This window comes from Jiella marina (genome assembly GCF_024359545.1).
Classification (GTDB): domain Bacteria; phylum Pseudomonadota; class Alphaproteobacteria; order Rhizobiales; family Rhizobiaceae; genus Jiella.
Genome location: NZ_JAKQZG010000022.1, coordinates 17,085 through 30,977, shown reverse-complemented (window position 1 = coordinate 30,977; position 13,893 = coordinate 17,085). Strand labels below are relative to the sequence as shown.

Genomic DNA, 13,893 nt, shown 5'->3' with positions numbered 1-13,893 from the left:
CGCCAAAGCCTCTCGAATCAGCGCAAGAGGAGGCTGAAGTTGTATCCTGCGGCGGCGAGGACGGCATTGATCTGATCGCCGTCGGGGCCTTGGAGGAAGTTTCTTCCCATGCGGTGGTCGGTCTTCATATGTCCGATGACGGGCTCGATACCGGCGCGGCGCTTCATCTCACGCTTGATGGCCTTGGTGGTTCGTCGGATCTGGCCGGAGATGAAGACCCGCAAGCGGTTCTCATGGTTGTGGCCGCGATAGCCTTTGTCGACATGGATGCGCTTGGCCTCGATGCCGGTGAGCTTCTCCATGTCGGCGACGACGGGACCGAGAGTGTGCCCATCGAACGGATTGCCGTGCAGGGCCTTGGCGTGAAGGACGAACTGGCCGCCCTTCGGCTTGGTGACGGGTGTCGCCACCGAGACCTTGCAGCCGAACTCGTAGGGTTTGTGGGCTTTTCCCTTGCCGATGTATTCGACCTCCGGCGCATGCAGCGAATAGACCTTCGGCCCGCGCTCGCGGTGCTTCTGGATGAGAAGCCTGATGGCCAGCGACAGTGGGAGAGCGAAGATCTCCGTCAATTCGCTGTCACCTTCGATTTTGCGGCGGATATCGCGGACCAGACGGCCGAGCCGGGTGCGCAGGAATTTGAGCTGGCGGTTTGCCCGCTTGAACTGCTTGGCATGGCGATAGCGGCCGACCATGATCGCCGCGCGCTTGGCGACCCGGACATAGCTCTGGCGCAGTTCGACGCCGGCCTTGCGGGCGAGCGCGCCCAACATCACGATCGCCTTGTGCATCAGCTTGGCGTCGGTGGGATGGGTGATCGCTTTTTCCTGGACGGTCGTATCCACCGCGACGCGCTCCAGGTCCTTCGTCTCGATCGCCTTGGTCCGGTGGGCGACCGACAGGCTCTCCTGCAACAGCGCCGAAAGCCGCTCCTCGCCCAGCCTCTGGCGCCAGTGGGTCAGCGACGAGCGATCGAACGGCGCCTTGTGGCAGAAGGTCTCCTCGCCGCAGAAGTATTGGTAGTACCGGTTCCCCACCCAGCGGGCCGCAAGCGTCTCGTCCGACAAGGAATGCATGTGTTTGAGGATGAACAGCCCGGCCATCAGCCGCCGCGCCAGAGGCGGCTGGCCGACGCCGGCATGATGCACTTCGCCGAACCGCCTCTCGATGAAAGACCAGTCGATCTCATGGGCCAACCGCACCAGCGGATGCCCCATGTCGATCATCTCGCAAAGCGGCGGTCGGAACAGGTCCTTCTGCCGATCGTCCGCGGTCTCGACATCGCCCGATCCTCCGCACATCGACGAAAGAATCGGACCACAAATGCCCCAAAAGGGGAATCCAGAATCGCAAGAAAACCGATGGCCGCACACCGCTTTCTTGCAAAATCCAAATCTTGTAGAGCCCCGGAAACCCATATAAATCAAAGGTCAGCAATTCTCTACGGGCGACTAACCAAGTGTCCGTCGTCAGACCTGGGTTGGCTCGGCCTCCTCAAATTACAAACTCAATTCTGGGCCATCGGTGCTGACGGCGGACAGCCGCCAACATCTCCCTTGAACAGCGCCATCACCAGATCCGTCTGGGTGACAAGCCCAATCAGTCGGGACGTCTCGTCAACCACCGCGATATGGTGCAGACCTGCTTTCGACAGAATCGGAACGAGTTCTGCGATGGAGGTCGTCGTCATGGCTGTCTGCGGATCTTTCGAGGCAATTTTCTCCACCGGCAATCGCGTCGAAAAGCCCTGGTGGAGACCGCGCTCCAACCGCTTGTCCGCCCGCAGGGACGGTCGTCCAAGACCCTTTCCGACAGCATCAACGAAATTCTCCCGCGAAAGGAGGGCGACGAGTTTGCGATCGTCCGTTGTCACCGGAAGCACGCTGAAATTTCGATCGCGAATGATGGCCCACGCCTCCCCGATCGTCGTTGTCGGCGATACTGTCACGACATCCCGTGACATCACATCCCCACAAGTCAGATCGCCTGATCGGCGCCGATAAGCCTCGTGCTCGGCCGTCGTTAGGATCTCCATCAGATCGTTGCGATCGATATCAACGACCTTGCCTCGGCGCTCCAGCACCACATCAAGATCGTCCAGCGTGAACCCCGTCCGATCACGCGGCAACGGATCTCTTGTGCCATGGGGATTCGCATTCCCTGATGGCCGCAGGCGCGGATATCTCCGTCCGGTCAATCGATTGTAGACAAGCGCCACCGCAAGCAAGAGCGCTGAGTTAAGCCCGATCGGAACGACGGCAAAGGCGAATCCCAAGGTGTCGGCGATCGGACCAGCCAGAACAGCGGTGACCGCAACCGCCCCACCTGGAGGATGAAGACATCGCAGAACGAACATAAGAGCTATGGCGACGCAGACTGCGACCGCTGCGGCAAGGAGCGGGTCGGCAATGAGTATCCGACAACCAATCCCGACCAACGCAGCAGATACGTTGCCACCTATGATCGACCAAGGTTGAGCCAGAGGACTGGACGGCACGGCGAACAAAAGAACCGCTGACGCTCCCATCGGCGCCACCAGAAGGGGGATGGCGGTGTCAGCACCGAGGAGCAGGAGCGTGGCGAAGCCAGTAACGGCAATGCCGATAAGCGCTCCGATGCTGGCTCGCATTTGCTCGAGCGCACTGATGTGGCCGAGGTCAGGAAGAAGACGACGAAGAAGCCGAGCCATTGCGAATGCCAATATGCGAAAGATAGTGCCGCATTTATCAGCATTCTGCACAAAAGACAGGCGTCAAAATTTGGTTGGGCATGGAGGCGCAACGTCCAAGCCTGCTGAAGCGCTCCACTTCATCGGCCTGCTTCAATTCGAGAGGCAGGCCGCATAAAATCGAAACATTTCTCCACTTCTCCGAGGCAAGTCCAGTGCGGTCTGGATGTCGATCGACATGGTGTTTGCGTGGCCGCAAAGACCATCGCCGTTTAAACCGTAGAACGACGGTATCGGTTACGAGCCGATGTCAAAACTAGGATCTGTGCCATGAGAAACTACAAAGCCGTCCTCAACACCGTCTTTGCCGGCATGGCTTTCGCAGCCATGGCGCTGCCGGCCCATGCCGCCGAGCACGAGGTGAAGATGCTGAACAAGGGGGAGAAAGGCATCATGGTCTTCGAGCCCGACCTGGTACGTGCCGAGCGGGGCGATACCATCCATTTCATCTCCGACGATGCCGGCCACAACGCCGAGACGATCAAGGGCATGATCCCGGAAGGGGCCGAGACCTTCAAGGGCAAGCCAAGCCAGGACGTGACGGTGACCCTGGACGAGGAAGGCGTCTACGGCATCCGATGCACGCCCCATTACGGCATGGGCATGGTCGCGCTGATCGTGGTCGGCGAACCGACCAATCTCGCCGAGGCCGAAAAGGTCAAGAATCCCGGCAAGGCTAAGAAGAATTTCGCTGACCTGTTCGAACGGGTGAAGCAGTAACTCACCCAAAAACGCCAGCTACACAAACCCCAAAGGCCGGCGGTGATGAACCGCCGGCCTTTTTTCGGCTTCTCGGCCGTTGGATCAGACGCGAATATCGACGCCCCGCGCACGCCATTGCGATATCTGATCGAACGTCATCAGGGCGGCGGCCGTCGACAGGGCATCGGCCCTCGCCCCGTTGTCCTCGACGACCGAAACACGCGGAAAAGCCGGCCTGACCAGCCCCTGACGCGGATGAATGATGTGTCCGAACCGGCCCGCGGCATCGAGCGTCGTGCCGCGCAGCATGGAGGTTGCCACCGCCCGGTCGGTCAAGGTCAGCCGCTCCAAGACCGTGTCGTCATCCGGCCCTTGCTTCAGACCGATCCGCCATCCTCGTCCGTCACGCCCGCCGCCCAGCGCGACGATCTCGCCGACATCGAGCAGGACATTTTCGAAGCCCCGAGCCTTGAGCAGCGCCGCCACCCGGTCGGTAATAAAGCCCTGGGCGACGCCGTTCAGGGTCATCGCCATTCCGGGGCGCGTATAGGCGACGGCGCCGGCATCGAATCGAACCGCCTTGAAGCCGACCCTGGCGAGAGCGGTATCGAAGATTTTCCGCGGCAGATCACGCGATCGCGTGTTCGCTTTCGCGAAGTGTTCGGCATAGGCCGCGAACAGAGGCTGCACCGTCGGATCGAACAGGCCGCCGGTCTCGCGGTGCACGGACGCCGCAAGCGTCAACACCGCCAAGAGTTCGGGCGATGGTGCGGTTAGCTTTCCATGGCGGTTGAGACGGGACAACTCGCTGTCGTCCCGATAGATGCTGAAAATCGCCTCCAGCCGGCGGATTTCGGCGGTCACTGCGGCAAAGGCCTCGTCCGCCAAGGGCTGCGGCGCACCGGCGAGCTGGATCGTCGCGTGAGCACCCAGAGCCTGGCCGGTCCAGCGCCGGAACGTTGCCGCGGCCAGGGCGCTCGCGGGCCACGAGCTTGCGACGGCGGAGCCGGCGAAGGCCGCGCCGATGAAGAGCAGCCGTCGGCGGCTGATCCGAGACGAGAGGGTCGCGTCCATCATTTACATCCTTGCATGTGCTGCCGGCATCGCCCCGTCCGTCTCTGCCGCGTCCGCGCCGGGCATGGCGCGGGTGCGCACATAGCTGTCGGGAATATCGGCGAGACTCACGAGGCGTCCGCCCTTCTCGGCAATGAAGGCTTCGGCCTCTTCGCGCGTGGCGAAGGGGATGGCTTCGGGCACTTCCATGCCGCCCTTCCGCTCGCTCTCGATGACGTAGCTTGCTGCGTCGGCATCGATCCAATTGTCGACGCCCGGGGCACCCCAGCTTGCTGCTGCGCCCATGTCGCTGACATAGACGGCTCGGATCTCGGCGTCGCGTTCGGGATCGTGGAGATAGGCGACGGCGTCGCTGACCTGAGCGAACCACAGCGGATGGTCCGTGTGTGCCAGATGGATCTGCGCCTTCGGCCCGTCATGGTCCATCACATACATCTGACAGTAATGCCCGACCGCTTCATCGGTCATGGCGACGGGAAGGGGCTTGGTATCCGTCTCTTGCGAACAGGCCGAAAGCCCCGCGAGAGCGGCTGTCAGGGCCGCGGCGACGATGAGCGATTTCATGGACGAAGTCTCCGGAAGCGGGCAAGGCCGGCCGACAGCATGACGACGAGCCAGCCTGCCAGGGCCGCCAGCGCCAGCGCGGGCGGAAACGGCAGGCTGCGTGCCAGCCCGTCGATCCCGCCAACGGGCGCAGAAGCCTCGAGGGCGGCCAGATTGAAAAGACGGAAGGCATCGCCGGGATTGGCGACCACCAGCAGCGGGAAGATGGTCTTGGTGAACATGCCGCCATCGTCGACGATCAATCCCGCCAGAAGAGCGAGATCGTAAAGAACGACGAGAAGCAACCAGATACCCACGAGAAGCGCGGCGGCCGTTCCGACCCGCGGCGTCGATGCGGAGACCAGGATGCCGATCGCGACGAAGACCGCACCGAGCAGTATTCCCGTGACGATGAGCCTCGTCCAGGCAAGTGCGCCGCCCGGATCGAAGCCATGGACAAGTGTCACCGCGGCGCCGGCGATGCCGTAGCCGACGACAGTCGCCACGGACAGGACGGCAATATGGCCGAGGAACTTGCCGATCAGGATCTCGGAACGGCGGACCGGTGTCGCCAGCACCAGTGGCAGGGTGTTGCGCTCGATTTCGCCGGCGATCGTTTCATAGGAGAGGAGTAGCGCGATCAGCGGAATGAGATAGACCGACAGGGTCGCGAGGCTCGCCGCCGTCAGCGTCAGCGCACTCGCCCCGCGAGAACCTGCCGGCCCCGCCCCGAGGAAGGCCAGCGCGAGCGCGAAAAGCACCAGGATCAAGGTCGCAAGCAGGACCCAACGGTTGCGGCTGGCCAGCCGTGTTTCAGTGTTTGCCACGGCTGCAATACGGGACAGGGATTTCATGCTGCGTCTCCCGGGGCCGGCGGTTTGCTGTAATGGCGGTAGACGTCGTCGAGCCGCGGGGTGTCGATCTCGATATCGGCAACGACGTCGCCGAGCGCGGCGAGACGCGACAGCACCGCCATCTTGTCGCCGGTCCCGCAGTCGAGTTCCACCGAGCGACCGTTGAGACGCCGCCCGCCGATCTTGGCGTGCAGTGCGTCCGCATCGGCTCCCTTCGCTCTGACGCGCACCTTGATGGGCAAAGCGGCCGCACCCGCGAGATCGGCCAGACGGCCCTCGGCCACCAGCCTCCCCTTCGACAGGATCGCGACCCGGTCGGTCTTCGCCTCGACCTCGGTCAATGAATGGGAGGACAGCAGCACGGCCGCGCCCTGTCTGGCGACCCGGTCGACGAGGTCGTAGAATTCACCCCGCGAGATGGGATCGAGGCCGCTGGTCGGCTCGTCCAGAAGCAGGAGGTCAGGCCGGCCAATGAGGGCCTGGGCGAGCCCGAGACGCTGGCGCATGCCCTTGGAATAGGTGCCGACGCGCCGCTTCGAGGCATCCGCGATGCCGACCGTCTCCAGGAGTTCGAGCGCTTTCCTCGGGGGCTCGCCCTTGAGCCGGGCGAAATAGGTGATCACCTCAGACCCTGTCAGCGCTTTGGAAAAGGCAACCGCTTCGGGAAGATAGCTGACGGCGCGCCGCGCGCGTTCGCTGCCGGGCGCCGCATCCGCGATGCGAATCGTGCCCGTATTCAGGGAGAGAAAGCCGAGGATGGCGCGAAAAAGGGTGGATTTGCCGGCGCCGTTGTGGCCGAGCAAGGCCAGCCGTTCGCCCTTTTGGACCGACAGCGAGACATGATCGAGCGCTGTCAGCGAACCGAAGGCGATCGTCAGATCGTCGACGCCTAGAAGAGTCTCGTTTGTCATGGCTGACCCGCCTGTCGTTGATTGTCTGGTCTCACGCCGATGCCCTCGGGGCGCATCAGGGGACGGCTGTCGATGACGCCGCCGGGAAGCAGCTCCGGGAAGCGCGACTGGGACCAGCGGATGAGCTGGACCGCCGGCGAGCCGAGGAGCAGCTTGGCCATGGGCTGGCGCCAGGTGACCAGGTCGATCGCGTCGTTCGGACGGTAAGGCGCATCGGCGAGGCCGTCGCCATCGATGTCGTAGGCGACGTGATCGGACCAGTAATTGCCGCGCCCGTCCTCGCTCCATTCGAGCCAGCGGGTGCCGACATGTTTCACCTGGGTGCGATTGTTGACGAAGGCGTTGCCGACAACCGTGACGTTCTGCGACCCGGCGGTGAAGTGAACGCCGATGCCGCAGCCCTCGAAGAGGTTTCCGCTCACGCGGTCGGAATTGGCGTTGTAGACGAAGAGGCACTTCTCGCCGCCCTCGCGCACCGCATTGTGCTCGAACACCGAGTTGTTGACGAAGTTCAGGAAGATGCCGTGGGTCCGATCGCCGACGGACAGATTGTCCCGCACGGCGAGCTTCTTCGAATACATGAAGGCGAAGCCCATCTCATTGTCGCGCGAGACGTTGCCGGCAACCTCGACGTCGTTGGCGTACATCGAGTGGAAGGCGAAGCGCAGGTCCGACATCCGGTTTCCCCGATAGACGGCGTGATGCGAGGTGGTGACGAAGATGCCGTCGCGGCCGCCGGAAATCTCGTTGTCCTCCGCCAGGAGCCCCGGTGCGTTCCACACGTAAAGGCCGGAACCGCGCTCGTTGCGGCGCAGATCGCTGCGATTGGCGATGCGGTTGCGGCTGACGATGGCATCGATGCCGCCCTGCACGTCGATGCCGATCAGATTGCCCTCGACCCGGTTGTCGAGGATGCGTGCCCGATCTGCGCCTTTGGCGATGGCGATGCCGGCATCGAGCTCGTCGAGTCGGACGCCGGAACCGGTGACGACGACACCGCGAACCGTGACGTCGTCGGCGGTGACCATGATGACGGTGCCTTCTCCGGGACCGACGATCCGCGCCTGGCCGCCGCCGAGAATGGTCAGCGGCCGGTCGACCGTTATGGCCCCGGGATAGGTGCCGGCGTCGAGCCGGAGGACATCCCCCGGCTCTGCCTTGTCGATGGCCGCTGCGATCGCTCCCGCTCCAGGCGCGACGGCGATCTCTTCGGCGGCCGCGTCAAGCGGTCCGCCCAGCAGAAGGACAAGCGCCAGGAGTCTTATGAAGCGTCGCATTAGGCCGTTCCTCAGGCGCTCTTGGGCTTGACCAGCATGCGGCCGCGCATCTCCATGTGGAGCGCGTGGCAGAACCACTGGCAGTAGTACCAGTGCACGCCCGGCCGGTCGGCCGTGAAGGTGATGGAGGCCGTCGCCTGCGGTGCGACCTCCATGGCGACGCCATGGTTGCCGAGGGTGAAGCCGTGCGTCAGGTCGTCCACCTCATCCATGTTGGTGACGTAGACCGTCACCTCGTCACCCTCGTTGACCTCGAACTGCTCGAGCGAGAAGGCGGGCGCCACGGAATGCATCCACACGCGCACCTTGTTGCCGTCGCGGATCACGTCGGCCGGCCAGTCGGGATCGACGCCATCGGCCTCGGCCTGTTTGCGGGCCTCGGCGAACATCGGGTCCTTGCGATCCCAGACCGATACAGGATTGACGATGTCGGGACGCACGATGATGCAGTCGTGCGGCTCGGCGAAGGTCGGCCCATCGTGGATGAGCTCCATCCCGCCCCCGGAGATGTCTATGAGCTGGTCGTTCTCCGGCTTCAGCGGACCGACGTTCAGGAAGCGGTCCTTGGAGAACTTGTTCAAGGAGATGAGGTATTTGCCGTCCGCCTCCAGGGTTTCGCCCATGGAGGTGTGGTTGTGGCCCGGCTGGTAGTGGACATCGATCTTCTGAAGGATCGGATCGACATCCTCGCCCTGGAACTTCCGGATGGCTTTGTCGATGTTCCACATCGCCACCTGGCTGTCGAGGAACAGCGTGGTGAAGGCGTTACCCTTGCCGTCGAAGGCGGTATGGAGCGGCCCGAGGCCCAGTTCCGGCTCGGCGACGACGGCCGAACGCGGCTCGGCGCCGTCGAACACCGCCTCGATCAGATCGACGTCGATCACCGTCACCGTCGGAGACAGCTTGCCGTTGATGCAAAGGTGCTTCTTGTCCGGCGCCATGTTGCAGCCATGCGGGCTGTTGGAGACCGGGACGTAGGCGGTGTAGGGCGAACCATGGCGACCGTCGATCACCTTGACGCCGTTGTATTCCTTGTAGTCGCCCTTCTTCACCGCCTCTTCGATGCGCTTGATGTTGAAGATGACGACCCAGTCCTGCTCCTTGGCGGTCATCTCGGCGAGTGTGACGCCCTCTTCCGAGTTGTAGCAGGTCGAGAAGGCATATTTGCCGGCATAGTCGGCATCGCAATTGTCGAGATTGCCGTCGACGATGACCTGCCAGGCCACCTCCATCGTATCGCCATCGATCGCGGTGAAGATGGAGACGTACTTCGTCGGATCGTCGAGGATCATGCCGTCGTTGGGCAGCGGGATTCGGTGCTCGCCGTTGGCGAAGACGTAGCCGGTGCGCGGCCATTTCTGCGGACGCAGACCGTGGATGTCCGAGGTGTTCGGGATCTCGATGATCTTGTCGGTCTTCATGACGTCGCAGCGGATACGTGCGACGCGGGTGTTTGCCTTGTCGTTGGCGAAGAGGTAGCGACCGTCATAGGTGCCCTCGGTGAACGACATGTGCGGATGGTGCAGATCACCGTTGTGGTAGGTCTGCATGCCGCGCTTGGCGAGGAACTCCTTCGTCTCCGGCAGGAGGCCCTCTGTCAGGACCTTCAGGCTTTCGTTGGTCGAACCCCATCCGGTGGCCGAACAGCGATTGAACACCGGAATGCGGACCAGTTCGCGCATCGACGGCATGCCGATGACCCTGATCTCTCCCGACTGACCGGACGACCAGAAGCCGTAATACTCGTCGAGTTCGCCGGGTTTGACCTCGACGCTGGCCTTTTCCTGGGCAGCGGCGGGTCCGATGAGGCTTCTGCCGCCGGTCAGCACCGCCCCGGCGAGCACGGCTCCGCCGGCTGTGCCGCTGAACAGCGAGCGCCGTGAGATCTTCGTCGTCTCGTCCGACATGTTCGTTTTCCCTCTCTTGCTTGAATCTCAGGATGCTGGAGCCGGCGCGTCTCGGGCCGGCGTTTGGACGGCCGGCTGCGCCGGTCCGGACGGCTTGATGCCGATCTGCTTCTCAAAGCGCTCGCGCTTCTTGATACGGGCGACGACCACCGGACACCGCTTGGTGTGCTGGTAGAGCACTTGGCAGTGGAGGCAGGAGATGCACTCGTTCGGATTGATCTCGCCGGTGGGATGGATGGCCTGGACCGGGCATTCATGCGCGCAGGTCTGACAGGGATTGCCGCATTCCTTGTAGCGCTTGAGCCAGCGGAACATGTGGAGGCGGGCCGGGATCGCGAGGCCCGCGCCGAGCGGGCAAACGTAGCGGCAGTAGAAACGCTCGATGAACAGGCCCGGAACGAGGCACGCTAGCGCGAACAGGACATAGGGCCACGAGCGATCGAACTTGAGGATGATCGCGGTCTTGAACGGCTCGACCTCGGCATAGTGCTCGGCGGCGGACAGCGAGTAGAGCGACAGGCCGAACAGGCCGAGGAAGATGATGTACTTCAAGGGCCACAGCCGCTCATGCAGCCCCCAGGGCAGCGTGACTTGGGGCACCTTGAGCGCGCGGGCGATCTTGTTGGTCAGTTCCTGCAGGGCGCCGAACGGGCACAGCCAGCCGCAATAGGCCCCGCGCGCCCAGAACAGGAGCGCCGCCGCCACCGCGAACCACAGGAGGAAGATCAACGGGTCCATCAGGAACGTCTCCCACCGGAAGTCGGAAAACACCGCCGAGGCGAAAGCCAGCACGTTGACCACGGAGAGCTGGGCGTTGGCGTACCAGCCGATGAAGAACAGCGTGAAGACGAGGAAGAGGGTGCGGATGATGCCGAACACCCGCTCGTTCCGGGTCGCGAGCGACTGGAAGAAGAACAGTGCCGTCAGAAAGAGGAGTCCGGCGCCGAGAATGACGATCTCGGTCCGCTTGGCCTGCCAGATCCGCGTCCACAGCGCATTGCGGATATCCGCCGCGTCTTCCGGGACCACCGCCTCGGCCGGAGCGTCGCTGGCGGCGGCCGTCTCGGCTTGAGGCCGCGGTGCGATCGTCTTCAGATAGCGCTCTGGTAGGTCGTACCCAACATCGTAGGTGAGGAAGACCTTCTCGATCGGTCCGACGGCGCGCTGCACCAGCAGTTGGAGGCGCCAGGGCTTTGCGGGATCGAACCCTGCACTTGCCGGCACGATGAACAGGTCCGCCTCCTCGAAGCCGGGCGCGCCATCGGCCACGATGCGCACGACGCGGCGGTGCTCGCGGTCGCGGAAACGGTGAGAGATGTCGTCCTGGATCACCTGGATGCGGTCGAAGATGCCGCCCCGCACATAGCCCGACCCCTTGAAGGACCAGCGGCCGTTGCCTGCGATCAGGATGGCTTCGTCGCCATCTTTCAGCAGACCTTCGAGATTGTCGTAGGCCGCATCCCCGAGGAGGCTTCGCCCGATCGAGGGCTGGCTGACGAGTCCGACCCACAGATCGATGTAAGAGTCCGTGTCCGGCCCAGGCTCGACATGCTTTTCGGTGCGCTCGTCGCCGAGGTCGGCAAAATCCCGGTTGATGGTCGGCACATCGACGACGAAGTGCCGCAGCGAGCCGTCACCGGAAAGGGTCTGCCAGTCCTGCACCGCATCGACGCTGCGATCGACGACCTGCTGCGGCCCCGCCGGTCCGGTCTCTGGCTCGAAACTCCCAAGTGAAAGCGCCTTGGCCACCTTGATGGCGGCGCGCCGGATCGAATCGTCGATCACCATGATGGTGACGGTCGCGCCGGAGACGATATCGAGATCATGGCCGGTGTCCTCGCCCGACGCTTCCTTGTTGAGGTCGAGGCCGGCGTAACGTTCCGTGACCGCCTTGATCTTCGCCTCCGGGATCCCGACCAGGACGATCGGCTCGGAGTGCTTCACGAGCCGCACGCCGGTCACGAACGCTTCATCGGAGATGCCGGTGAGGATATGGATGGGTTTGCCGGAATAGCCGGTGGTGGGCACGAAATCGGAGGTGAGGAACACCCAGCCGATCGTCTTTCCGTCCGAAAGGGCGGGCACCACGGGGAGATCCTCACGGATTTCACCAAAGGCGTCGGCGCCGGGCACGAGGTCAGCGGCAACGACGGTCTCGAGATATTCGCCGACGAGCGGCCCGCCCGACACGGCCTGCGCCGGAGCCGGCGACAAGAGCATCAGGAGCAGTAACGCAAGCGCGCGAAAGCCCCATCCGTGCGCGCATTTCGCGCCGGTGTCGTGGCGTTGCATGATTTGTTCCTTGGTTGCCCGAAACGCTTGAGCGAGCCGCGTCCAGTGGCCGTCTCGTCTCAAAGCCGGGGCGAAAGGTCGTTGTCGAGGGCGGCGGGTGCGTCCTCGTTCAGGCCCCTCTTGAAGGCTTTGATGCCTCTGGCGACGTCGCCCATGACCTCCGGGATCTTGCCGCGCCCGAACAGCAGCATCACAACCGCAAGGACAATGAGCCAGTGCCAGATGCTGAAACTACCCATGGCTGGACCCCTCTGTGCATCGTGCTTTCGTTTCCCGAAGAGCGGCTCCGGTCTCCGTGTCGATGCTGTAGTCCAGAGGCCGGGATTGGACTTTGCGGTTGCGCAAACTCGGCACTCATTTCCCGTCGAGACGCGGCCGCAGATGGGCTAGCGGCAGAATTGCAAAGGCGAGGAACCAGAGCACCGCGCTAATGCCGAGAAGCGGCACGTAAAACTCCGCAACCAAGGGCGCCGCCCCACGTGCCAGAGCTGCCAGATTCGCGGTGATCAGGGCCAAGCGCATCGGCTGCGGCGCGGCACGGCGTCCCTGCCCTCGCGTTGCCGACAGGCGCCCCATGACGGCGAGCGTCATCGTGCCGATGGCCCCCGCAGTCAGGGCGTGAAGGGCGGCATCGGGCGGAACCAGAAGAAACGGTCGGGCGGCCAGCCCCGCAAGCAGCGTCCCCGCCGCGAGCCAGCCATAGCCCAGATGAAACGCTGCGATGCCCATTTCGTGGAGCAGCCATCCCCGCCAACGCATCAGACGAACGACATGGAGTACGCCCGCCCCCGTCATCGTCACGGCCGTCAACGGATGATCGGGTGCAACGACAAAGGACACCAGTCCGGCGGAGGCGACAAACAGAACGGCCATGTCGAATTGGCCATAGGGTTCCGGCACCCGCTCGGCACGCGCACCGGACAGGGCGTTGCGGGTGAAGCTCGGTACCAGCCTGCCTCCGACGGCCGCGATCAGCAGGGCGCCAACGCTGATCCCCGTGCGGGCGAGCATGGCCGCGACCTCGGCGTCGCCGGACAGAAGACGATGGGCGATCGAGGCGAGAGCCAGGAGCGGAAACAGCATTAGACCATGCCGTGACTGCTGCGCCGCCTTGACCCGGGCTTCGCGGACCAGTGCCAGAAAAAGCGTCAGCGGAAAGATCGCATCAACGATCGTCCCCAGCCAGAACGGCAGGACGAGCGGCAGAACGCGACCTGCGAGCCAGAGCGCGAACAGCGCGGCGAGGCGATAGCCGGAAGTCGGCAGCTTGCCCGACCAATTTGGCGTAGCCGACAGGAGATAACCAGCGATGACCGCGGGCAGAAATCCGAACACCATCTCATGGGCATGCCATGCGAACGGCGGCAAATGAGCGACCTCGCCAACTCCGGAAACGAACATCCACGCCCAAAGCGGGACGGCCGCAGCGGCATACAGACAGGCGCCGAGAAAGAACGGACGAAAGGAGGCGGCGAACAGCCATCCCGCCTCCGTCCTCATCCGGGACGCGACCAGTCTCGGGGACGCGGACATGAGACAGACACCTTCTATTGTGCTCATGATGCGGAATAGAGGCAAGAATGCTCGCCGACGTTGTTCGCGAAC

11 protein-coding genes and 1 pseudogene are annotated in these 13,893 nt (G+C 63.6%); 1 reads left to right on the top strand and 11 read right to left on the bottom strand.

Features of this window, described 5'->3' with window-relative positions:
* Positions 1-20: 20 nt before the first annotated feature.
* Positions 21-1,282, bottom strand: a pseudogene (locus tag MF134_RS23175) (IS5 family transposase); the annotation flags it as partial.
* A 225-nt stretch (positions 1,283-1,507) separates the two neighbouring features.
* A complete protein-coding gene (locus tag MF134_RS23170) occupies positions 1,508-2,689 on the bottom strand; it encodes an HPP family protein (RefSeq protein ID WP_255341759.1) in 1,182 nt (393 codons plus the stop codon).
* 309 nt (positions 2,690-2,998) lie between these two features.
* Here MF134_RS23170 and MF134_RS23165 point away from each other — a divergent pair, with 309 nt between their 5' ends.
* The gene (locus MF134_RS23165; RefSeq protein WP_255341758.1) at positions 2,999-3,448 is read left to right on the top strand and encodes a pseudoazurin; all 450 of its coding nucleotides are present in this window, start codon (positions 2,999-3,001) and stop codon (positions 3,446-3,448) included.
* Between the two features lie 84 nt (positions 3,449-3,532).
* Here the strand turns inward: MF134_RS23165 and MF134_RS23160 are convergent, their stop codons facing one another.
* From MF134_RS23160 to MF134_RS23120, 9 genes are all read right to left on the bottom strand, one after another.
* Positions 3,533-4,504 (bottom strand): FAD:protein FMN transferase, encoded by a 972-nt coding sequence (locus MF134_RS23160; protein WP_255341757.1) that lies wholly within the window; start codon positions 4,502-4,504, stop codon positions 3,533-3,535.
* Positions 4,505-4,507: 3 nt separating this feature from the next.
* Positions 4,508-5,068 carry a nitrous oxide reductase accessory protein NosL gene (locus tag MF134_RS23155; protein WP_255341756.1) on the bottom strand — a complete coding sequence of 187 codons (561 nt, stop codon included), beginning with the start codon at positions 5,066-5,068 and terminating at the stop codon, positions 4,508-4,510.
* Positions 5,065-5,901 (bottom strand): ABC transporter permease, encoded by an 837-nt coding sequence (locus tag MF134_RS23150; protein ID WP_255341755.1) that lies wholly within the window; start codon positions 5,899-5,901, stop codon positions 5,065-5,067. The genes MF134_RS23155 and MF134_RS23150 overlap by 4 nt, the downstream gene beginning before the upstream one ends.
* The gene (locus MF134_RS23145; protein ID WP_255341754.1) at positions 5,898-6,812 is read right to left on the bottom strand and encodes an ABC transporter ATP-binding protein; all 915 of its coding nucleotides are present in this window, start codon (positions 6,810-6,812) and stop codon (positions 5,898-5,900) included. Before MF134_RS23145 ends, MF134_RS23150 begins: the two co-directional genes overlap by 4 nt.
* Entirely contained in the window at positions 6,809-8,089 is a 1,281-nt protein-coding gene (locus MF134_RS23140; protein WP_255341753.1) for a nitrous oxide reductase family maturation protein NosD, read from the bottom strand. Before MF134_RS23140 ends, MF134_RS23145 begins: the two co-directional genes overlap by 4 nt.
* An 11-nt stretch (positions 8,090-8,100) precedes the next feature.
* The gene (gene nosZ / locus MF134_RS23135) at positions 8,101-9,996 is read right to left on the bottom strand and encodes a TAT-dependent nitrous-oxide reductase (RefSeq protein ID WP_255341751.1); all 1,896 of its coding nucleotides are present in this window, start codon (positions 9,994-9,996) and stop codon (positions 8,101-8,103) included.
* A gap of 27 nt (positions 9,997-10,023) precedes the next feature.
* Positions 10,024-12,288, bottom strand: a complete 2,265-nt coding sequence (locus tag MF134_RS23130; RefSeq protein WP_255341750.1) for a NosR/NirI family protein — start codon at positions 12,286-12,288, stop codon at positions 10,024-10,026.
* A 59-nt stretch (positions 12,289-12,347) separates the two neighbouring features.
* Positions 12,348-12,527, bottom strand: coding sequence for a twin-arginine translocase TatA/TatE family subunit (locus MF134_RS23125; protein ID WP_255341749.1), 180 nt, complete (start codon positions 12,525-12,527; stop codon positions 12,348-12,350).
* A 115-nt stretch (positions 12,528-12,642) separates the two neighbouring features.
* The gene (locus MF134_RS23120; protein WP_255341748.1) at positions 12,643-13,821 is read right to left on the bottom strand and encodes an NnrS family protein; all 1,179 of its coding nucleotides are present in this window, start codon (positions 13,819-13,821) and stop codon (positions 12,643-12,645) included.
* Between the last annotated feature and the right edge of the window lie 72 nt (positions 13,822-13,893).